The sequence below is a fragment of the Rhodococcus sp. NPDC003382 genome, from assembly GCF_053589135.1.
Genome location: NZ_JBSFRH010000037.1, coordinates 20,516 through 41,104, shown reverse-complemented (window position 1 = coordinate 41,104; position 20,589 = coordinate 20,516). Strand labels below are relative to the sequence as shown.

Here is a 20,589-nt window from a genome sequence, read left to right as displayed (position 1 = left end):
TTCAGTTGAAGTGGATCGGCGGCCCCGCGTACGGGGTCGGCAGGGTTTGCGGGCCCTGCGGAGTCGGGCTGGTGCGGCCCAGCGGATCGCTGCCCGGCGCCGGCTTGTCGGTGTCGTCTCCCGGGGGCCGCGGTGCCGCCGCCGCGCCGCGGGGAAGCAACTGCGGATCGGGGCAGTGCGTATTGAGGAACGGCTCGGGGAAGTCCGGGCGCGAGGGCGCCGACCGGGGCAGCGGATAGTCGCACGGCACCCTCGGGTAGACGTCGACCGCGCCCCAGATTCCGCCGTCCCGGAAGACGGTCCCGATCGACTGGAGTGTCGACCCGTCGCGCTGCTGCGGGAAAATGAACTCCTGCAACGCCGGCAGGCGCACGTTCACCATCTGCGTCACGGTGACCAGGTTGCCCAGCAGTTGCACCATGGTCGGCGAGTTGTCGGCGAACAGGGCGTCGATGCTGCGCACGGTCGCCGGGGTCTGCTCCAGCAGCTGCCGCAGGCCGCCGTCCATGGCGCTGACCCCGCGCAGGGTGCCGTCGAGATTCGCCGCGGTCGCGGCCAGGCCGGGTGCCGTCTCGGACAGGGTGGCCAGAACGACCTTGTCGGTCTGCAGGATTCCCAGGGTCTGCGGCAGCACCGCGTGCAGCGTGGACACCAGGAACGTTCCGCCGTGCACGATGTCGCGCAGTTTGTGGACTCCCTCGGGACCGGTCCCGAGTTCTTTCGTGATCACGGCCAGATCGTCGGGGTCGATCTGCGCCAGCATCGGCTCCATGTTCTCGAGCATCGTCGCCATCGGGACGGGGGTCGACGTGTTCGATTCGTCGACGACGGAACCGTCGGTGAGGTAGGGGCCGTCGTCGGTGGTGGGCTGGAAATCCAGGAACTGTTCGCCCGCCGGGGACAGGCTGGACACCCGCACCTGCCCGGTCGCCGGGATCGGCACGGCGGCGTCGATCACCGCGACCGCCCGGACGCCCGTGCCGTCGATATCCACCGACTCGACCCGGCCGACCGCCACCCCGCGCAACGTCACGTCCTGACCCGGCAGCAGACCACCGGACTGCGCGAGCCGGACGTCCACCCGGATCGTCGCCCTCGCCGGGTTGAGCTCCAACGTATTCAGGAACAGGTAGGCGACGCCACCGACGAGCAACGCGACCAGAGCCAGGACCGACAGCGCGGTCCGGTGTCGCCGGCCCCACCGCACCCCGGAGAGCAGCCCCCGCGCCGAGGCCTCGACGATGTCGCCCTGCGTGCTCATCGCGGACCCTCGAGCCGTTGCTGGAGGCGGAACATCGTCACCGCGAGCGACCCGGCGAAACGCTCCCAGTCCCCCGCGTCCGGGAGCCTCGATCCCGGGTCTGCGTGGTAGTTCGGGTCGTCGAACGCGCCGAGCGCGAACTGCGAAATCGACACGTCGACATGACCGGAGGTGCCGCTGGTGAGCTTGATGATCGGGCCGAGGATCCGGTTGACGTCCTCGATGCTGGCGCCCGGCGCCGTCGCCGCCGCGTTCAGCCATCCGGCGATCCGGTTGATGTCCTGCACCATCCCACCCGCACCTGTCCCGTTGATCGACGGGAACCGCTCCAATTGCTGGGTGATCCGGGTGAGCTGGTCGACCGTGCCGAGAATCGCCTGGGTGTTGTCGGCGACCACCCCGAGGGCCGGTCCGGCTGCGGCGAGCGCGGAGTCGATACTCTGCTGCCGCTCCACGACGGTGTCGGCGAGGGCGTTCGCCGAACCCAGCACCGCTTCGATCTCCGACGTCCGCGCCGACAGCGACGCGACCAGCGTGGTGGACTCGCGGACCAGCGCACCCAGTTCGTCGCCGCCGTCACCGACCGATTCACCGAGACCGTTGACGAGTTTCGTCAGATTCCGGATGGCACCGCCGTTGACCAGCATCGCCGCCGTCGAAAGCACCTCCTCGACCGTCGCGCCCGCGGACGTCGACTCCACCGGGATGGTGTCGCCGTCCTGCAACACCGCACCCCCGGGGTCGGCGGGCGGTTCCAGCGCGACGAAGACGTCTCCGAGCGGTGTCGCGGAACGCAATTCTGCCCGCGTGCCCTGGGGTAGCAGGGTTCCGTCCCGGAGTTGCATCCGCACCACCGCCAGGTAGTCACGGACCTCCATGTCCAGCACGAATCCGACGTCGGCGCCCTTCACCCGGACCTTCGCCTTCGCCGGCAGGTTCAGCGCGTTCCGGAAGATCGCGGTGACGACGAAGCCGTCGCCCCCTGTCCCGGGCGCGGGCAGCGGGAGCTGGCCGAGCCCCACCGAGCAGCCGGCGAGCGCCCAGCAGAGCACACAGACGACGGCCACCGCGATCGGCGACAGCCGTGACTGCCGTGCCGCAGGCACCCGTGACCGCCCAGCCGAGCGTCGAACCGTCCTCACGGGACCACCCCCGCCACGGTCGCCAGCATCGCGGTGATACCGAAGTCGGGTCCGAAGTCCTGCGGTTTGCCGGTCGCGCACCCCAATTCCTGAAGTCCGGCGAGATTGCAGACCTCCTTGAGCATCTGGTGGTCGAACAGAATCCGGTCGGCGAAGGTGTGCACGCGGACCACTCCGTTGGTGCGGTCGATCGCGTTGTACGCGTTGTCGAGCAGCAACGGGGCCACGTTCAGGAACTCCGACATCTCCCGCTCGTAGTCGCTCATCGCCCGAGTGAGGGTCTCGGTGCTGGCGACCGTGCCCTGAATGGGAATTCGGTTCTGTGCCAGCATTTCCTCTGTCCGGATGAGGATTTCGTTCAGTTTGGAACCGGTGTCGCCCTGACCGAGGGCCTCGTCGGCGAGCATGTCACTGAGCCGACGCAGGCTCCCGCCGAATTCCCGGATCGTGGCATCGTTGTCGGCGGCCGCCTGGGTGAGCGCGTTCAGGTTGTCGACGAGGGTGACGATCGAGTCCCGCGTGGCGCTCGGGTCCTCCCCCGTCCGGAGCGCGTCCGATAATCGGCTGAGGGCCTCGCGCATCGCCGGACCGTTCCCCTCCAGCGAATCGGCGGTGACCGCGAGCATCCCCCCGACCGGGCCGTCGCCGCCGTCGTCGCTGCCCAGTTCCCGCGACAGGGTGTCCACCATCGACAGCAGCCGGTCGAACTCGATCGGTGTTCGGGTGCGGTCCAACGGCAGGAAAGCGTTGTCCGACAACACCGGACCGCCGGTGTAGGCGGGCGATAGTTCGATGTGCCGATCGGTCAACACGGACGAGGACACCGCGACCGCCTGCACGTCGACCGGGACGGGGACCTCCGGATCGACCTCCATCGTGATATCGACCGCGGTGCCGCGCGGCTCGATGGTGACGATCCGGCCGACGGTGATTCCGAGCACGGTCACCTTGTTGCCCTCGTACAGTCCTGCGCCGCTCGCGAACTGGGCGACGATGGTGCGCTGCTTTTCGCCCGGCCACGCGGCCGCCGCCGCAACCACGACGAGCACGAGCATCAGCGCCGCCGTGAACCCGATCCGCCGGCGGTTCATCGGCATTCCTGGAAGTACGGGTTCGCTGCGAGTTCTTCGGCGCGCCCGCTCAGCGCGCACATCCAGGAGTCGACCAGGACGCCGGCCGGCCCGGTGAAGTCGACGTAGTTTCCGGACCCCGATGCGTTGGTGAAATTGCGCACCGGCAGGGGCGCCACCTCCAGGATGTTGCGGAGCAGGTCGTCGTGCCGGGCCAGCGATCCGAGCATGCTGTCGAGTTCGGCCATCAGTTCCTGGATCTCGGGGCTGTCGTCGACGACGGTCCGGTGCAGCTCGTCGATCAGGGTGGTCGTCGCGGCGAACATGCCGATCACCGACTCCCGGCGCCGGTCGAGTTCCGACATAAGATCGCGGCCCTGCACCATCAGGGACCCGATGTTCGACTGCTGCGTCCGGATCACCGACGTGATCCGCTCGGTGCCGCTGATCAGGTCGCCGATCTGCGTGCGCCGGGCGGCGACGATCTCCGCGAGGGTGCCGGCGTTGGCGATCGCCTGGGGCACCACCTCGGGTGCCCCCTCCAGCTGGCCGGTCAGTGTGGTCATCGCGTCGGCGACCTCCGCGGCGTCGACCTGCTCGAAGGTGCTGGTCGCCCCTTCGATCGTCTCCTGCAGATCGTAGGGAACTTCGGTGTGGTCCAGTGGAATTCGCCGGTCCTCGAAGGTGCCGGACCCTCCCGGCGTGAGCGCGACGTAGCGCGAGCCGAGCAGCGTGGTGAGTTTGATCGACGCCCGCGTGTCGGCACCGAGCGCGACGTCCCGGTCGATCTTCATCGTCACGTTCACCCGGTCACCGGCGAGTTCGGCGCCGGTGACCTCTCCGACCGCGACGCCCGCCACGGTCACCTGGTCGCCCACACGGATCTCGGCGGCCTGCGCGAACTCGGCCACGATCTCACGGCGTCCGGGATCGATTGAACTGACCCCGACGATCGCCAGGACGACCACGACGAGGGCGACGACCCCGGCGATTCCGAGCCGCAGCGAATCCCACTCCTCGACCGGTTTCCTCGTCATCGTGTGCACCCCCGTCCTCATGGCTGACAGATCGGCGAGTACTGGGCCTTGCCGCCCGGCGTGGAGTCGGCGACCATCTCCGGAACCAACGGCACCAGGAACGGAGCGAACCCGAGTGGGTTGAGATCGCACACGTAGGCGCCGAGGAAGCTGCCCTCCTGACTGATCCGGGCGAGGCCCTTGAGCAGCAACGGCGCGTTGGCGCCCAGGTATTCGAAGTCTTCCTTCCCCGCGTTGAAATGGGAGGAGAACCCCGGCTCCCGGTCCAGGAACTCGGTGACCTCGGGCCGGGTGGCCGCGGCGATCTCGGCGACCCGGTTCCCGACCCGAGTGATGGTCTCCGCGGACGTGACCAGGTCGCTCCTGCGGGACGCGAGCTCGGTGAAGATCACCTGGGAGCGGGTGATAACGTCCTGAAGATCTCCGGACTGCCGGGACAGCCCGGTCAGCGCGGTCCCGAGTTGGGTGATCAGATCCCCGAGAACCTCGTCCGGGCCGGCGATCGACTCGGCGAGGGCCGAGGTCTGCGCGAGCAGCCGCGTGATCGATCCCGCGTCGCCGCCGAGGGCACCGACGAGCGCTTCGGAGAGGTCGTTGACGCTGTCCGGATCGAGGACGCTGAACAGCGGTTCGAATCCGTTGAGCAACAGTGAGATGTCGAAGGACGGTTCGGTGTGGTCGACGGGGATCTCGGCGCCCGGTTCCAGCGGCGTCGGCGTGCCGAAGTCGCCGAGCGACAGCGCCAGATAGCGCTGGCCGATGAGGTTCTGATAGGTCACCGCGGCCCGGGTGTCGCCGCTGAGCGTGTGGTCACGGTCCACCTGGAAACGTACTCGGGCGAGATTGCCGTCGAGATCGATCGAGTCGACGCGGCCGACGCGGACCCCGGCGACCCGGACGTCGTCGCCGGAACGCAACCCGGATACATCCGTGAACACGGCGGAGTAGGTGTGGGTCGAGCCGCTCATCCCGCGGCGCAACGTGTTCAGGATCGTCCAGGTGAGGACGACGGAGGCCACCAGGAACAGCGAGAGCCAGATGATCGAGCGCCGGTAGCTCATCGTCCTCCCTCCGCGACAGGGACCGGATCCCCGGCTCCCGCCGGCACGGGGACGGTGTCCACGCTCACGTTCATCCCGCGCAGCAGAGGTCCGAGAATCAGCGAGGCCGCCGTGGTCGCCTGTTCACCGAGCAGTTCCCGCAGGGCCTCCATCTCGGCGGGGCCGCCGACCGGGCCGACGTTGCCGCCCGACAGAGCCGCGGGTGGCCGGAAGTTGCGCGGGTCCAGGCTCGCCGGCAGCACCGGCTGCGCACTGCCGGCCGGTGCCGGCCACGTGCACGACGGACCGGCGAGGTCGCCGTAGCGGGGGCAGTCCGCGGGGCCGAAGACCTTGTGCGGCGTCAGCGTCCACACGAAGTGTCCGGTGCCGCGCTGGCGGGCAGGGTCCCAGAATTCGGTCGAGAACCGGCGCGATACGACCGCGATGTCGGTGGCGATCCCGGGGAAGGCCGCGCCGCCCGCGGCGAGCAGGTCCAGCACCGGGGCCAGCTGACCGGTGATGGTGATCATCCGGTCGGCATTGTTGCCGAGTGCCCGTTCGGTGGTTCCCATCGTGTACTGGCCGGCTGCGAGCAGGTCGGTGAGTGCGGCCTGTTTCTCGGCGACGGTCAGCATCGGCACGGCCGAGTGATGGACGGCGTCGAGCAGTTCGGGTGCGGATTCCTGGAGTCCCCGCAGCGCGGTGGCCAGGTCGACCAGCTGGGACCGGTCCGAACCGTCGTCGACGGCGGCATTGAGCGCGGTGGTCATGTCGACGAGTTGCCCCCCGGCGTCGCGGATCTCCTGCCCGCGGTTCTCGGTCGCCGATGCGAGCGCGGTCAGCACGCCGACGGTGGCGTCGCGGCGGTCCCGCCCGACCGCCGCGACGATGTCCCGCATCTTCGTCAGGGCCGTCTGCAGTTCGACGGTCGGCCGGCTCGTGTCGGCGGGGATCACCGCACCGTCGGTGAGCGGGGCCCCGGCACCGTTGTCGACCAGCTGGACCGACGAAACCGCGAACACGTTGCTCGGGACCACCCGCGCGGTCACGGTTTCGGGAATGCCCTGCGCATCATGGGGTTCGAGCAGAATCGACACCTCGTTCGGCCGGCCGTCGCGGCCCGGTTCGACGCCGGTGACGATACCGACGACGAGACCACGGAACTTCACGTCCGATTTCGCGGGGATACCGTCGCCGACGTCGGGAAGCAGTGCGGTGACGGCTACCCGGTCGTCGAGCGACCCCGTCGAGCGCAGCAGCAGGACGGCGACGACCGCCGCGATGACGACGAGACCGACGAGACCGCGGATCAGCAGAATGCGGTCGGTCGGCGCACCGGCCTCGGATTCCAGCGAGATCGTCCGCATCCTCAGCCCCCCAGCTTCGAACCGGCCGAGACTCCCCAGAAGGCCAGCGTGAGAAGCAGATTGACGATGATCATCACGCTGATCCCGGAGCGCATCGCACGTCCCACGGCCACCCCGACGCCCTGCGGGCCACCCCGGGCGTAATAGCCGTAATAGCACTGGATCGTGGAGGTGATGGTCACGAACACCACCACCTTGATCACCGAATACACGATGTCCGGTCCGGCCATGACCAGGTGAAAGTAGTGCTGGTAGGTGCCGATGGACACGCCGCCGGCGAGCGCGACGACCAGCTGCACGACGACGTAGGTGAGCACCAGGCAGCACACGAACAGCGGGATGACGGCGATCATCGACGCCAGCAGACGCGTGGTGACGAGGTACGGAATCGGTCTGATAGCCAGCGATTCCATGGCGTCGATCTCCTCCGAGATGCGCATGGCACCGAGCTGGGCCGTGAACCGACAGCCGGCCTGCGCCGCGAAGGCCAGCGCCGCCATGATCGGTGCGAGTTCGCGGGTCGCCGCGGTGGCGGAGACGAGCCCGGTCGCCTGGCCGAGACCGAGCAGGCGCAGCGCGTTGTAACCCTCGATCCCGACGATCGCCCCGGCGCTGGCACCGAGCACCAGGATGACGCCGGCCGTGCCACCGCCGACCACCAGGGACCCGTTCCCCCAGGTCACGTCGGACAGCAGGCGCAGGAACTCGCGGTGGTAGTGCCGGAGCATCGCAGGCAGACCTGCCACGGCGCGGCAGAAGAACGACACCAGGTGCCCGATCATCCGGATCGGTCGCGTGATCGCCCCGTACGCGACCACGAGTGGGCGCACGCCCGGGGGGTGGTAGGCCGACGGCGATGCCATCAGAACGACGCCCTCGGGAACGCGATGACGTAGAGCTGGGTGAACAGCACGTTGACGACCATCAGCAACATGATCGACCCGACCACGGTGGAGTTCACCGAGTTCGCGACCCCCGCCGGACCACCGTGGGTGGACAGTCCCTTCTGGCATGCGACGGTCGCCACGATCGCACCGAACACGATCGCCTTGACCATCGTCAGCACCAAGTCGCCGACGGTCGCGAACGACGCGAACGTGGCGACGAAACTGCCCGGCGCACCGTCCTGGACGTAGACGTTGAACAGGTAACCGGCGAGGAAGCCGATGAAGGTGATCGTTCCGGTGAGCGCGGTGCCCACGACGACCGCGGCCGCCAGGCGCGGGACCACCAGCCGCCGGACGGGCGAGACACCCATCACCTTCATCGCGTCGACCTCTTCGCGGATGGTCCGAGATCCCAGATCGGCGCAGATCGCGGCACCGACGGTGGCGGCCATCATCAACGCGGTCACCAGCGGCGCGCCCTGCCGGATCACGGCGAGACCGCTCGCGGCACCGGCGAGGGAGGTGGCACCCACCTGCCCGGCGAGCAATCCGAATTGAATCGACAGGGTGACGCCGATCGGGATGGCGACGAAGAAGCTCGGCAACAGCGCGGTTTTCGCCATGAACACCGCTTCGCGGACGAAGTACTCGAAGGGGAACCGGCCACGCACGAGGTCCACGACGAGATACCGCATCGCCTCGATACCCAGCTTGATCTGTTCCCCGACGGTGACGAGCGACCGGCCGAGATGCCGGTCGAGGTATCCCCTCGACCAGTCGGTGATCTCGTCGACCGCACCCCCTGTCGTGTCCACGTGATCCCCTGCCCCGCCTGGAATCTCGTCTTCAGTCACCTCAACCCCGTCCGGTTGCGACGAACAGACATCCGATCAGCGATCCGCGCGATCCCCCACGCCCGTGCGGACCGTCGAGTCATTCATATAACCCAATTTACTGTATTGCTTCGGCCATGTTCCGCACTTTGGCCGGATCGACTCCACTCTGATCCGGCTCCCGCAGAAGGCACTCGTCCAGAGCACGGAGATGACGGTCGGCGTACCGAAGTTTCGGTACACCAACCACCATAAGTGGTGTTACCGAATGACATTCGACTTCGACCGCCGGTCACCGCGTGAGGAGCATACATCCGGCGATCGGTCCTCCCCCGACGGACACCGCCGCCACCTCGGGTGGACGGGGCACCTGCCGGTCCCCCGCCGTGCCGCGCAGTTGAGCACACGCCTCGTGCAGCACCCAGTAGCCGTGCATCCGCCCGGCGGACAGCTGACCCCCGTAGGTGTTGAGCGGTAGCGATCCGTCGCGCGCGATGCGGGTACCTCCGTCCACGAAGTCGCCACCGCCGCCCTCCGGGCACAGCCCCAGCGCTTCGAGCCAGGTGATCGTGAGAAACGTGAATCCGTCGTACAGTTCCGCGATGTCGACGTCGGCCGGGGTTAGTTCGGTCCGGCTCCACAGCCGCGCCGCGGCATCCGTGGCGGCCATCCGGGGATAGTCGGGCCGCTGGGTCCATCCCCCGGTTCCGGCGGCCCCGCCGATCGCTGCGATGCGGACCGGTGGGTGCGGCATGCCGGCGGCGTGATCGCGGTGGGAGACGACCACCGCGATCGACCCGTCGACGGGCACATCGCAGTCGAGCAGCCCGAACGGCGTCGAGACCGGCCGGGCCGCGAGATAATCGGCCATCGTGATCTCGTCCCGGAACACCGCCGACGGATTGAGTGCCGCGTTGCGGCGCGCGTTGATCGCGACCCATCCCAGATGCTCTCGGGTCGTGCCGTACTCGTGCATGTGCCGACGGCAGTGGAGCGCCAGCCAATTGGCCGCGGAGAACGCGTTGGCCGCCAACAGGTACGACACATCGCCCATGGCCGGGCCCGGACCACGACGGGGCCGCCCACCGCCCTTCCCGCCACCGGACCGGCGCGGTCGATCGACCGTGCCTCCCATCATCTGCACGGTCCGATAGACGAGGACGTGCCGGGCCCGGCGCTCCCCGACCGCGACCGCGGCCTGCTGCACCGGGACGAGCAGCCCCGCATCACCGTCCAGTGCCGGAAGGTCCGGCGATTCGATGCCCAGAGCGCGGGCAGCCTCGGCCGCCGGAGTGTCCCCCAGTGTCAGGACCGTGTCGATGTCCGCGGGCGTCAGGCCTGCATCCGCGACCGCCGCCGATGCACTCTGCACGGTGAGATCGAGTCCCGGTGTGCCCGTTTTCCTTCCGATGTCGGAGATGCCGATCCCCGAGATGATCGCGTTCTGCTCAGGAAAGTGCATCGGAGCCTCCGTTCGGATGCGGCCGGGTGGGGGTCGCGGATACTGTGAAGCGATGCAGGAGCTCTCGACCCCGCAGGTCCGCCCGTATGTTCCGACGCCCACCTCCGTCGACCGGCCCTTCTGGACCGGCGGCGCCGATTCCGTTCTGCGCCTGCCGTTCTGCGAGAGCTGTGCGCGCTGGTTCTTTCCGCCGGCGGCCACCTGCCCGGACTGCAACGAGCCGGCGGGGATTCGCGACACGTCCGGCGCCGGGGTGGTCTACACGTTCACCGTCAACGTCCAACGGTTTCACCCCGAGGTGGCGGTCCCGTACGTGATCGCCCTCGTCGAACTCGACGACCAGGCCGGGCTTCGTATCCCCGCCGGCATCGTCGGGTGTCCGCCGGAGTCCGTGGAGATCGGCATGCCGGTGACCGTCGCGTTCGAGGAGGTCGCGGGGACGCATGAGGACAAGGACCGGGTGTACGTGCCCGTGTTCGCGCCCTCGACCCCCGGTGGTCACCAGCCCACCGACGGATCGCGGGTCGGGATCGGCTCCCCGTTGTCGACGGGTCCGGTCCCGTGGGTGATGGGTGGCCAGGTGCGGTCGTAGAGGGCGCCGGACGCGGTCCGCATCAGGTAGTCGTCCCGTTGGACGCCCTTCCACATCTGGGCGACGTAGTCCAGGACCGGGATTTCCCCGTCGATCGTCCGCCGGGCCAGAGCAGCACGCCCATCCTCGACGGAGGCCGGCATTTCGCCGAGCAACTTCGTCAGTTCCGCGATCTCGTCGCGGTCCAGCACCCCACCGACCCGGTCGCATTCCTTCAGGTACTTGACCAGCCGCGCCGCACCCTTGGTCCAGCGGGCGGCCAGCGGGTCACCGGCCTGTCCGGCCGCCGCGCGCAGCACCGCCAAGGTGGCGTCGAAGACGTGGCCGTTGCCGGGACCGTCCGGTTCCGGATGGAACTCGGTACGCTCCATGTCGATTCCCACCGCGTGACCGAGCGCCTCGATGAGCAGGCGCCGGTGCAGCATCCCGTAGATCAGGCTGTTGCCCGCGTCCGGGGAACCCACCGCGACGGAACCTCGACGGTCGTCGGCGCCGTCGTGGAAGGTCGCGAGCTTCGCCTCCGCCAGCAGCCGGTAGTACCAGATCTTCGGTTCGTCGATCCGGTGGCCGGACAGCGCCTCGTACTCCGCGAGCCGATCCGGGAAGCTGGTGAACGGGTCCTGCGCGGCCCGCAGCGACAGCCACGCGATGTCGTCCATCGGGTCACCGAAGTGGGCGAGTTCCCAGTCCACGATCGCGGTGACTCGGCCGTCGCGGTACATGAAGTTGCCGGGACCGGTGTCACCCTGCACCAGCACCACCGGGCCGTCGTCGTCGGGCATGTTGCGTTCGAGCCAGTCGACACAGAACGACAGCAGCGGCATCGGGCCCTTCTTGCGAGCCATGCGCCGCCGGATTCCGGCGAGTTCGTCGGCGAGGTGCTCGCGGACCGATCGAACCGGCCCGAGCGAGTCGATCACCAGATTCCGGGGATCGATCCGGTGGATCGCTGCGAGATGACCGATGAAATCTCGCGCCACTGCCACCTGCTCGTCGGGGTCACCGATCAGATAGAACCAGGTCTCCCCGTCGACCCTCCGGAGGAGAACCGCCTGCAGGGTCGGGTGCACGGCGACCACGGCGGGCACGCACGCACCGGCGTCCGACAGCGCACGTATGATCTCCGCTTCCACCTGTAGCGGATGGAACGCGCTGTCGGGCTGCGGTGGTCGCGGATCGTAGCGGAGGAACAGGGCACCGTCGGACACCCCGTGGGCGTCCACGAACCACGCCTGCCTGCTGGCGCCACCGGGGACCTGCTTCGCGGTGATCTCGTCCGCGCCGGTAACGGACAGCAGCCACGCGCGTAATTCCGCGGGCAGGCCCTGCATTTCCACCGTCATTCCTTCCCCCTCGTCATGCCCGGCCCCGGACTCAGCCGACCCGCATGGGTAGGGCTTTCAGCCCGCGCAGCGACAGTGTCGCCTTGTATCGCAGGTCGGTGTCGGCGGCGGTCACCTCGAGCCGGTCGAACCGGTTCAGCAGCGTCTGCAGCGCGATGCGGCCTTCCAGGCGCGCGAGGTGGTGCCCCAGGCAGTAGTGCGCCCCGAATGCGAACGACATGTGCTTGTTGGGGGTGCGGGTCAGGTCCAGCGACTCCGGGTCGTCGTAGCATTCCCGGTCCCGGTTGGCGGAGATGATCATCCCGATCACCTGGCTGCCCTGTGGAATTCGGGTGCCGGCGAATTCCACGTCCTCCACGGCGATCCGTGGTGCCGCACACGCGACCGGCGTGGTGTACCGGAGCAGTTCCTCGATCGCGGTGGGCCACAACGACTCGTCCTCGCGCAGCAACTGCAGTTGCTCGGGGTGACGGGCGAGCGCGAGCATGCTGCTGCCGATCAGGTTCGAGGTCGTGTCGTGCCCTGCCAGCAGCAGGAGGAAGATCATGCCCAGAACCTCGCGTTCGGTGAGCCGGTCGCCGTCCTCTCGCGCCTCCACGATCGCTGAGATCAACCCGTCGTCCGGGTGGGCGCGTGCGTGGTCGGCAAGGTGCTGGATGAAGGCGAGCAGCTTGTTCGCCGCCGGCATCCGCATGATCATCCCGATCGGGCCGGTGCCGGAGTCCTCGGTCACCTTGCCGACGAGGTGGTGGAAGCGCTCACGGTCGGTGTCGCCGACACCGAGCATGCTGGAGATGACCCGCAACGGAAGTTGCACCGCAAAGTCCTCGACCAGATCGATGTCCTTCTTGCGGGCCAGTTCGTCGGCGAGTTCGGCCGCGATCTCGGTGACCTGGTCGGCCATGCCCGCCACCAGCTTCGGGGTGAACGCCTGGTGCACCAGTGTCCGGAGCCTCTTGTGTTCCGGATCGTCCTTGAACACCATCGTTTCGCCGAGCAGCTTGAGGGTTTGAGGCAGTATCCAGTTGAACTTCGCCGCGCCCCCGTACTTCGTGGCGTCGGTGGAGAACCGGTTGTCGCAGTGCAGTGCGAGGACGTCGCCGTGGCGGGTCACCATGTAGCCGGTGCCTCGCACCATCATCGGAGCCTTGACCCGCGAAACAGGTTCGTGCTCACGCAGATACGCGTATCGCGGGTACGGGTTGTAGTACATCACCGGGTCGGCCAGGTTGGTCACGGACATCGGGGCGGCCGCAACTCTCGTCATGAGGATGACCTTTCGTTCGTGTCCGGCAGGACGGTCGCGACCGCTCGAGACCATCGGGAGCGCGGCGTGCGGGATGGCCACCGGCACCCGTTACTTCTCCGGCACAGGTTCTCCATACATCCCCCTGCTCGCGTCGATATCCCGATTCCGCGCGCCAACAGTAAACTGATTTGTATGATTTCTACCACAGGCTCAGTGGGAAGTGAAGCGCATCACGCAACTACAGGAGGACATTCGTGAGCATCGACGTCACCACTCCGGACCTGGCAACGATCGAGTTCGAGGTGGCCGACGACCACGTAGCCACGATCACCCTCGACCGGCCGGACGCCCTCAACGCCGTGAACGACCGGATGGCGGCCGAAATCGAGTGGGCGTGGCGGACGATCCGCGACGACGACTCGATCCACGCGGTGGTGCTGCAGGCCAACGGCGACCGCGCCTTCTGCACCGGCGCAGACGTCAAATCCGCGTCCTGGTTCGCCAAGTCGAACGTGTGGAACACCTTCGACCCGGGCATGACCCTCTCCCCCAAACTCCATCACCGGGTCTGGAAGCCCGTGGTCACGGCCGTGCACGGCATGGCCGCCGGTGGCGCCCAGTACTTCCTCAACGAGTCGGACATCATCCTGGCGTCCGACGACGCGGTGTTCTTCGACCCCCACGCCAACGGCGGCATCGTCTCCGCCCTCGAACCCATCGGGATGCTGGCCCGCGGAGTCCCGCTGGGCGACGTCCTGCGGTGGGCGCTCATGGGCACCGAGGAACGCATCACCGCGGACACCGCGCTACGGCTGGGCCTGGTCACCGAGGTGGTCGAGCGGGATCGGTTGCGCAGCCGCGCGCGGGAGATCGCGGCGTCGATCGCGGCGCGCAATCCCGTGGCAGTGCAGGGGACGGTGCGCGCGATCTGGGAGTCGCTCGACATGACCCGCAGTACCGCGCTGCAGAACGGGATGGCGTACACCCACATCGGCAACCCGCCGGTGGCGGAGCGGCGTGCGACGCCGCGCCGGAACGATCCCCCGACCTACCGGTGATCCGGCGTCGCCGGGTACTCGTGCACCGACAACCGACAGACCTGATCCGGACAAGCTCGGAACTCGCGGCAGGAATCGAGACGGAGGCTCATGTGGAACACCCCTGGGATCGGCGACTCGGGTTCTGGTGGATCGCGGAGGATCACCCGGACCAAACGGCGATCGTGGCATCGCCCAGCGGGCAGACCATGTCCTTCGGCGAGCTCGCCGCGGCCGCGCACCGTCTGGTCCACGCGCTGCGGGCGCACGGCATCGGCACCGGAGACATCGTGGCGTACGCGCTGCCCAACGGTGTGGAGCCGATCATCTGGCAGCTCGCCGCGCTGGAGACCGGCATCCGGTACCTCGCGCTCAACCCCGCGCTCTCGCACACCGAGTTCACCGACATCCTGACCCATTCCGGCGCGACCGCCGTCGCGGTGCACCCGGACTACGCGGACCGGATGGGCAGTGTGAACGACATCCCCACCATCCGGCTGGCCGTGGCCGTCGGCGGAGACATCCCGGGGTTCGTGCGGTACGAGGATCTGATCGCCGGACAGCCGGACACCGTGCCGGCGGACCGCACACTGGGCGGCGCGATCATCTACTCGTCGGGAACCACCGGCAAGCCGAAGGCAATCCTCCGGCCGCTGCCACCGCTGGAGCCGTCGGCAGCGGCCAATGCGATGTCCACATTCGGGCGCGCGTTCACCTTCCTTCCCTTCGACGGAGTCCACCTGGTCTCCACCGGAATGAATCACGGTGGCTGCCAGAGCTTCTACCTCGGCGCACTGAATGTCGGGCAGGCACTGGCAATCGGGGGCAAGTTCGATCCCGAGGCCACGCTGCGGATGATCGACGAGCACCGGGTGACGACCGCGTACATGGTGCCCACCCAGTTCGTCCGCTTGCTGAGGCTCCCCGACGAGATCCGCGCCCGGTACGACCACTCGAGCCTGAAGGTGGTCGTGCATTCCGCCGCTCCGTGTCCTCTCGATGTGAAGCGGCAGATGCTCGACTGGTGGGGCCCGGTCATCTGGGAGACCTACGGCGGCATGGAGGGCGCCGCCACCATCGCCAAACCGCACCGCTGGCTCGAGAAGCCGGGCACCGTCGGGCGTGCGGTGACGGGGATGACGGTGCGCATCCTCGACGACGACGGGACCGAGCTACCGGCCGGCGAGATCGGGAACGTCTACCTCGAGCCGCGGACACCGAGTTTCGAGTACCGCGGCGACCCGGTGGCGACCCGCTCCGCCCACCGGGGCAAGGCGTTCACGATCGGCGACGTCGGCTACCTCGACGAGGACGGCTACCTGTTCATCTGCGACCGTGCGAAGGACATGATCATCAGCGGCGGCGTGAACATCTATCCCGCCGAGGTCGAGGGCATCCTCTCCACGCACCCGGCCGTGGCGGACGCCGCGGTGATCGGCGTCCCGGACCCGGAGTGGGGCGAACAGGTCAAGGCGCTCGTTCAGCTCGCCGCACCCGCGGCACCCACGGATGAGCTGGCCGACGAGCTGATCGCCTGGTGCCGCACCCGCCTTGCCGGATACAAGTGCCCTCGAAGTGTCGAGTTCCGAATGTCCCTGCCCCGGACGGAGACCGGGAAACTGCTCAAACGCACTCTCCGCGAGGAGTTCTGGGCTTCGAGCGGCCGCCAGGTTTGATCCGACCCACCGAGAGAAGGAAGCATTTGTATGAGTGACTCCCGAACATGCGTCGCGGCACCCGCCTCCCCGACCGGTGCCGTCGCCCGCCCGAGCGGCGTCCACACGCAGGGGTTCCGGTGACGGCCGAACACAGTGCCGCCTCGACGGCGCGGTCGCACTCGGTGGCCGCGTCCGGCACCCTGGCGGCAACGGTCGCCGAGGCCCTGACCCTCACCTCGACCGGACCCGACACCTTCGTCGCGGCGAGGGCCGGGGCCGACGATCCCCGCGGACTCTACGGAGGCCGGCTCACCGCGCAGGCGCTGCGCGCCGCGTCCCACACCGTTCCCGACGAGCGACTGGCGCACTCACTGCACAGCTATTTCCTCGCTCCCGGCGACGCCACCAAGCCGATCACGTACACCGTCGGACGGGAGCGCGACGGGGGCCGCTTCTCGGTCCGGCGGGTCGTCGCCAGCCAGGAGGGAGTACCGATCCTGAACCTGGAGGCGTCGTTCCAGCAGATCCAGCCGGGCGCCGACTACCAGGCCGAGGCGATGCCCGACACCACTCCGCCGGAGGCGTTGCCGACGGTTCGTCAGGACCCGCGGATGCTCGACCTGGACGTCCGCATCCCCCATGACGACGAGGCCTATCACCGCTGGCCGACGCGGCTGTGGGTCCGCATCAAGTCATCGCTGGGCGACGACGCGAACCTCCGCGCCTGCGGGCTGGTCTTCGTCTCCGACATGTGCACCGGGCTGTCGAAGGCTCCGCTGGTCAAGCACGTCGGCATCCTGCCGAGCATCGATCACAGCGTGTGGATCCACCGTGGCTGCGATCCGAACCGGTGGCTGCTGCTCGATCTGGCCCCGGAGTCGACCTCGCAGGGGCGCGGCATGTACACCGGGCGCATCTACGACGAGAACCGGGTGCTCGTCGCGAACCTCGCGCAGGAGTCGCTGTTCCGGCTCCGCAACTCGCACGGGCGGTCCGGACCGTCGCGGACCTGACCTCACGGGTGGCTTCGACACCGGAACACCCCTGGATTCGGGTCCGGATCGGCGCCGTGGCGATGCGCCGGGACCGAGGAACGAACGCCGCCGGCGTCAGTGTCGGCCGGGCAGGTCGACCTCGTCGACCGTCTTGTCGGCGCGTAGTCCCCGCCAGCTCGGATGCCGCAGGCTCCCGCCCGCGTACTCCCGGTACTCGACCTCCCCCACCAACGTCGGCTCCACCCAATGGACTCCGTGAGTCTCCCGCTTCGGCGGTGCGACGGACAGCGGGCTGGTGGATCGCTCCAACGGCCGCAACCGGGACCGCAACTCCCGGCGGGTCGCGGCAGCGAACCCGGTGCCGACGCGACCGATGAACACCAACCGACCCTCGTCGTCGTGCGCCCCGAGCAGCAGCGAGCCGATACCTCCGGCCGCTTTGCCCGCTCCGGGGATCCAACCGACGACCACCCCCTCGGTAGTGCGGCGCAGCGGAATCTTGATCCAGCTCGACGCGCGGGTGCCCGGCAGATACGGGCTGTCGGGGTCTTTGGCGACGATGCCTTCGAGACCGTTCTCCCGCGCCACCTCGAGCATGGTCGCGGCGTCGACGTCGCTCCAATAGGGCGACAGCTGCACCCGTGCACTGGGGGTGATCAGGTCGTCGAGCACGGCCCGCCGTTCGAGATAGGGCAGATCGATTGTGGAGTCGCTGTCGACGGCGAGCACGTCGAACAGGTACACCATGACCGGCACATCAGCGCGCAGCTGTTCGGTGGGGCGCTGGACATGCATCCGGCGTTGCAGCCGAGCGAAAGACGGCCGCCCATCGCTGTCGAGGGCGACGATTTCCCCGTCGAGGACGCAGTCCCTGCCCCCGACCGCGGTGAGCACCGGATCCGGGAGCTCGGGAAAGGTGCGACTGATGTCGTTGCCGGCGCGGCTGGTCAACCGGCACTGTCCGCCCTCGACATTGATCAGGGCGCGTTGGCCGTCCCACTTCATCTCGAACACCCGATTGCCGCTCGGTGCTTCACCGAGGGTCGCCAACATCGGGGACAGCCGAGGGGAGACAGAGGCCATGACCCGAGTCTGCTGCATCAGGCCGAACGGCATTGCCGAACCGCGTACCGCCTCCGGTCCTCATCGCGGAGGAGTTGCCGAGTTCGTCCGATCAGCGGGGAGGCTCGACGTTCCACTTCGACGCCTGCGCGCCGAAGGCCACGCGGTGGAACGCGTCGAGCGCTCCATCGATGGGATGCGGTGTGGGCCTGCCGGAGGCGTCGAGTTCGTTCCAGCGCTGCCGGTTGATCGCCACCGTCATCTGTCTCCTCCCATCGGCCCGCGTCATCGTGATCGCGCCGCCACCCCACACGGAACCGTCGTGACCCCAGAACGTCCCCTGACCGGGAACCTCCTTGCGGTGCAGGCCGAGCCCGTAGTCGACGATCGTGCCTTCGAACGAGACGACAGGCACGGTCTGCTGCATCTGCGTCAGCATGGCCGGGCCGAGGATGTCGCCGGCCAGCAGGGCGGCGAAGAACCGGTTGAGATCGGCAGTGGTGGAGATCAACGATGCGGCCGGCCCGACCCAGGACATGTCGAAGACGCTGTAGTCGCTCAGCGGCGGGTTCATGCCGAACCACGACTCGTACAACCGCGAATGCGGGCCGTCGACTTCGGGACCGGACGGGAATCCGGTGTCCGCCAAGCCCGCCCGGGCGATGAGGGCGTCGTCGATGTGCTGTTCGGCGGATACACCGGTGATCAACTCGATGAGTTGGCACAACAGAAGGTAGTTGGTGTTGGAATATCGGCCTGGTGACGTACCGGGAGCGGCGGCCGTCGACGCGCGGACGCCCATCTCGATCAGGTCCAGCGGGTCGAATCGTGTGAATCGATTGTCGTCGAGGCTGCGCGGTGAGGTGTCGGCCACCACCGGGAACGCGGCCAGCGACGGATAGGCCGTCGGCAGGTAGTCGGCGAGACCGCTGGTGTGGTTCAGCAGCATCCGCACGGTGATGGCATCACCGCGGCCGCCGGGGACGAGGTTCGGCAGATACCGGCGGATCGGTGCGTCGAGATCGACGGCACGCCGCTCCACGAGTTGCAGAACGGCGGCCGCGACGAAGGTCTTGGAGATGCTGCCCACGCGGTGACGCATCCCGGGGTTCACGGGTGCGCGCGTGACGAGATCGGCGACGCCTGCGGCGCCGCGCCACACATCGTCACGCACACGGACTTCGGCGAAGATCCCCGGGATGCCTGCAGCGTGGACGTCGCCGGCCGCGGCTTCCAGAACAGTGGTTTCCAGGGCGCCGGTTCGGACGAGGTCGGTCATCGGAGTGTCTCCTTCCGTTCGGAGGTGCGGCGCCACAGCAGGACGACCGCGACGAGTCCGGCCACGCACGGCGCCAGTCCCGTCCACCCGACGATGGCGGGCAGCGCGGTGTCGCCGGAGGTGTCCCGGACGGTCAGGTCCAACAGGGCGATACCGGTGGCGACGATCCACAGGCCGGTGGCGAGCAGTCGCGCCCACGATGCGTTCCGGCGTGCCACCCAGAGGGTGGTGAGCCAGCCCAGGGTGCCGAGGACACCCAGAACGATCAGGTAGGTCAGGTAGATGTCGGTGGCCGCATCGATGCGGTCCTGGGTGAAGGACGGGTAGCCCGCGCGGACGTGTGCGGTGAGGATGCCGGAGTTCGTCTGGCCGCCGTAGACGGCGATCGCGGAGACGACCGTGAGGACGCACCCGACGAGCAGGGCCACTGTCGAGGAGCGGGAAATGCGTGTCGTGTTCATGACCGTGGGCTCTCTGGATGCAAAGTCTTACGCCGTAAGTCTTACTGCTTCCACGGTAAACTTACGCCGTAAAACATGTCAACGGATCGAGGAGCCGCAATGCCCGGTCACCGCCCCCACGGACAGCATGCGGGCCTGAATCCACAGGTCATCCTGGACGCCGCCATCGACTTGGCCGACTCGCAGGGACTCGCGGCACTGTCGATGCGACGCCTCGGCGCCACACTCGAGGTCGAGGCGATGACGCTGTACCACTACTTCCCGAACAAGGCTGCACTGCTGGACGGCATCGTCGAACGGCTCGTGTCCGCGGCGGAGCTGCCGATCGGGACCGATACGGACTGGAAGGACGGACTGCGTCGCTATGCCCGGTCCGGGTTGGACACTCTCGCAGCCCACCCGAACCTGGTCCCGCTCATGCTGTCTCGGCCCGGCACCACGGCCGGAAACCATCGGGTGATGGAGACGCTGCTGCAGGTTCTGACCCGGGCGGGATTCGATCCGTGCACCGCGCTGGACCTGCTGTACGCACTCAATTCCCTGATCGTGGTCCACGGTGCCGTCCGCGCCGGGTCCGATTCCCCGCAGCCGCACGGTGAGGAAGGCCAGACCAGCCGCCTCGCCGAACTGTCGCCCGAGGACTATCCGCTCCTGACCGCCGCCGCCAGGGACAGTGCCGGACGTGGGCCGACAGCTCGATTCGACGCCGCCGTCGACGCATTGATCACCGGGTTCGCCGCCGCGCGGCCGACTCCGCACCCGAAATCAGCAGTGCAATAAGTTATCTGATTTGGAGCCCGAAAATGCTCCGAAT

19 protein-coding genes are annotated in these 20,589 nt (G+C 68.3%); 5 read left to right on the top strand and 14 right to left on the bottom strand.

The window, feature by feature from the left end; genetic code table 11:
* Window position 1: 1 nt before the first annotated feature.
* From ACWDUD_RS22290 to ACWDUD_RS22250, 9 genes are all read right to left on the bottom strand, one after another.
* Window positions 2-1,261 (bottom strand): MlaD family protein, encoded by a 1,260-nt coding sequence (locus ACWDUD_RS22290; protein WP_450110694.1) that lies wholly within the window; start codon window positions 1,259-1,261, stop codon window positions 2-4.
* The gene (locus ACWDUD_RS22285) at window positions 1,258-2,367 is read right to left on the bottom strand and encodes an MCE family protein (RefSeq protein WP_307846510.1); all 1,110 of its coding nucleotides are present in this window, start codon (window positions 2,365-2,367) and stop codon (window positions 1,258-1,260) included. The genes ACWDUD_RS22290 and ACWDUD_RS22285 overlap by 4 nt, the downstream gene beginning before the upstream one ends.
* A 32-nt stretch (window positions 2,368-2,399) precedes the next feature.
* Window positions 2,400-3,494 (bottom strand): MCE family protein, encoded by a 1,095-nt coding sequence (locus tag ACWDUD_RS22280; protein ID WP_450110693.1) that lies wholly within the window; start codon window positions 3,492-3,494, stop codon window positions 2,400-2,402.
* Window positions 3,491-4,510, bottom strand: a complete 1,020-nt coding sequence (locus ACWDUD_RS22275) for an MCE family protein (protein WP_197255744.1) — start codon at window positions 4,508-4,510, stop codon at window positions 3,491-3,493. The genes ACWDUD_RS22280 and ACWDUD_RS22275 overlap by 4 nt, the downstream gene beginning before the upstream one ends.
* 17 nt (window positions 4,511-4,527) lie before the next feature.
* Complete coding sequence (locus ACWDUD_RS22270) at window positions 4,528-5,571, bottom strand: MlaD family protein (RefSeq protein ID WP_197255746.1); 1,044 nt, start codon at window positions 5,569-5,571, stop codon at window positions 4,528-4,530.
* Complete coding sequence (locus ACWDUD_RS22265) at window positions 5,568-6,917, bottom strand: MlaD family protein (RefSeq protein WP_450110692.1); 1,350 nt, start codon at window positions 6,915-6,917, stop codon at window positions 5,568-5,570. The genes ACWDUD_RS22270 and ACWDUD_RS22265 overlap by 4 nt, the downstream gene beginning before the upstream one ends.
* Before the next feature lie 2 nt (window positions 6,918-6,919).
* Complete coding sequence (locus tag ACWDUD_RS22260) at window positions 6,920-7,780, bottom strand: ABC transporter permease (RefSeq protein WP_450110691.1); 861 nt, start codon at window positions 7,778-7,780, stop codon at window positions 6,920-6,922.
* Window positions 7,780-8,619, bottom strand: coding sequence for an MlaE family ABC transporter permease (locus ACWDUD_RS22255; RefSeq protein ID WP_248674407.1), 840 nt, complete (start codon window positions 8,617-8,619; stop codon window positions 7,780-7,782). Before ACWDUD_RS22255 ends, ACWDUD_RS22260 begins: the two co-directional genes overlap by 1 nt.
* 310 nt (window positions 8,620-8,929) lie before the next feature.
* A complete protein-coding gene (locus ACWDUD_RS22250) occupies window positions 8,930-10,099 on the bottom strand; it encodes a thiolase family protein (protein WP_450110690.1) in 1,170 nt (389 codons plus the stop codon).
* 52 nt (window positions 10,100-10,151) lie between these two features.
* On the opposite strand from ACWDUD_RS22250, the gene ACWDUD_RS22245 reads away from it, so the two are divergent.
* Window positions 10,152-10,691, top strand: coding sequence for a Zn-ribbon domain-containing OB-fold protein (locus ACWDUD_RS22245; RefSeq protein ID WP_197255762.1), 540 nt, complete (start codon window positions 10,152-10,154; stop codon window positions 10,689-10,691).
* Here the strand turns inward: ACWDUD_RS22245 and ACWDUD_RS22240 are convergent.
* Window positions 10,598-12,034 (bottom strand): phosphotransferase family protein, encoded by a 1,437-nt coding sequence (locus tag ACWDUD_RS22240; RefSeq protein ID WP_450110689.1) that lies wholly within the window; start codon window positions 12,032-12,034, stop codon window positions 10,598-10,600. The two genes, ACWDUD_RS22245 and ACWDUD_RS22240, sit on opposite strands and share 94 nt — an antisense overlap.
* 31 nt (window positions 12,035-12,065) lie before the next feature.
* Window positions 12,066-13,301, bottom strand: coding sequence for a cytochrome P450 family protein (locus tag ACWDUD_RS22235; RefSeq protein WP_197255764.1), 1,236 nt, complete (start codon window positions 13,299-13,301; stop codon window positions 12,066-12,068).
* A 236-nt stretch (window positions 13,302-13,537) separates the two neighbouring features.
* On the opposite strand from ACWDUD_RS22235, the gene ACWDUD_RS22230 reads away from it, so the two are divergent.
* From ACWDUD_RS22230 to ACWDUD_RS22220, 3 genes are all read left to right on the top strand, one after another.
* Window positions 13,538-14,341, top strand: coding sequence for an enoyl-CoA hydratase/isomerase family protein (locus tag ACWDUD_RS22230; protein ID WP_197255766.1), 804 nt, complete (start codon window positions 13,538-13,540; stop codon window positions 14,339-14,341).
* A gap of 92 nt (window positions 14,342-14,433) precedes the next feature.
* Window positions 14,434-15,996 carry an AMP-binding protein gene (locus tag ACWDUD_RS22225; protein ID WP_308200798.1) on the top strand — a complete coding sequence of 521 codons (1,563 nt, stop codon included), beginning with the start codon at window positions 14,434-14,436 and terminating at the stop codon, window positions 15,994-15,996.
* Window positions 15,997-16,115: 119 nt separating this feature from the next.
* Window positions 16,116-16,991 (top strand): acyl-CoA thioesterase, encoded by an 876-nt coding sequence (locus tag ACWDUD_RS22220; RefSeq protein WP_450110688.1) that lies wholly within the window; start codon window positions 16,116-16,118, stop codon window positions 16,989-16,991.
* A gap of 96 nt (window positions 16,992-17,087) precedes the next feature.
* Here the strand turns inward: ACWDUD_RS22220 and ligD are convergent, their stop codons facing one another.
* The 3 genes from ligD to ACWDUD_RS22205 all read right to left on the bottom strand — a co-directional run bounded on the left by ligD (window position 17,088) and on the right by ACWDUD_RS22205 (window position 19,775).
* A complete protein-coding gene (gene ligD, locus ACWDUD_RS22215) occupies window positions 17,088-18,056 on the bottom strand; it encodes a non-homologous end-joining DNA ligase (RefSeq protein WP_450110687.1) in 969 nt (322 codons plus the stop codon).
* Between the two features lie 91 nt (window positions 18,057-18,147).
* Entirely contained in the window at window positions 18,148-19,314 is a 1,167-nt protein-coding gene (locus ACWDUD_RS22210; protein WP_450110686.1) for a serine hydrolase domain-containing protein, read from the bottom strand.
* Window positions 19,311-19,775 carry a hypothetical protein gene (locus ACWDUD_RS22205; RefSeq protein ID WP_197255774.1) on the bottom strand — a complete coding sequence of 155 codons (465 nt, stop codon included), beginning with the start codon at window positions 19,773-19,775 and terminating at the stop codon, window positions 19,311-19,313. Before ACWDUD_RS22205 ends, ACWDUD_RS22210 begins: the two co-directional genes overlap by 4 nt.
* Before the next feature lie 99 nt (window positions 19,776-19,874).
* Between ACWDUD_RS22205 and ACWDUD_RS22200 the strand changes: the two genes are divergently transcribed.
* Window positions 19,875-20,555 carry a TetR/AcrR family transcriptional regulator C-terminal domain-containing protein gene (locus ACWDUD_RS22200; protein ID WP_450110685.1) on the top strand — a complete coding sequence of 227 codons (681 nt, stop codon included), beginning with the start codon at window positions 19,875-19,877 and terminating at the stop codon, window positions 20,553-20,555.
* Window positions 20,556-20,589: the final 34 nt, after the last annotated feature.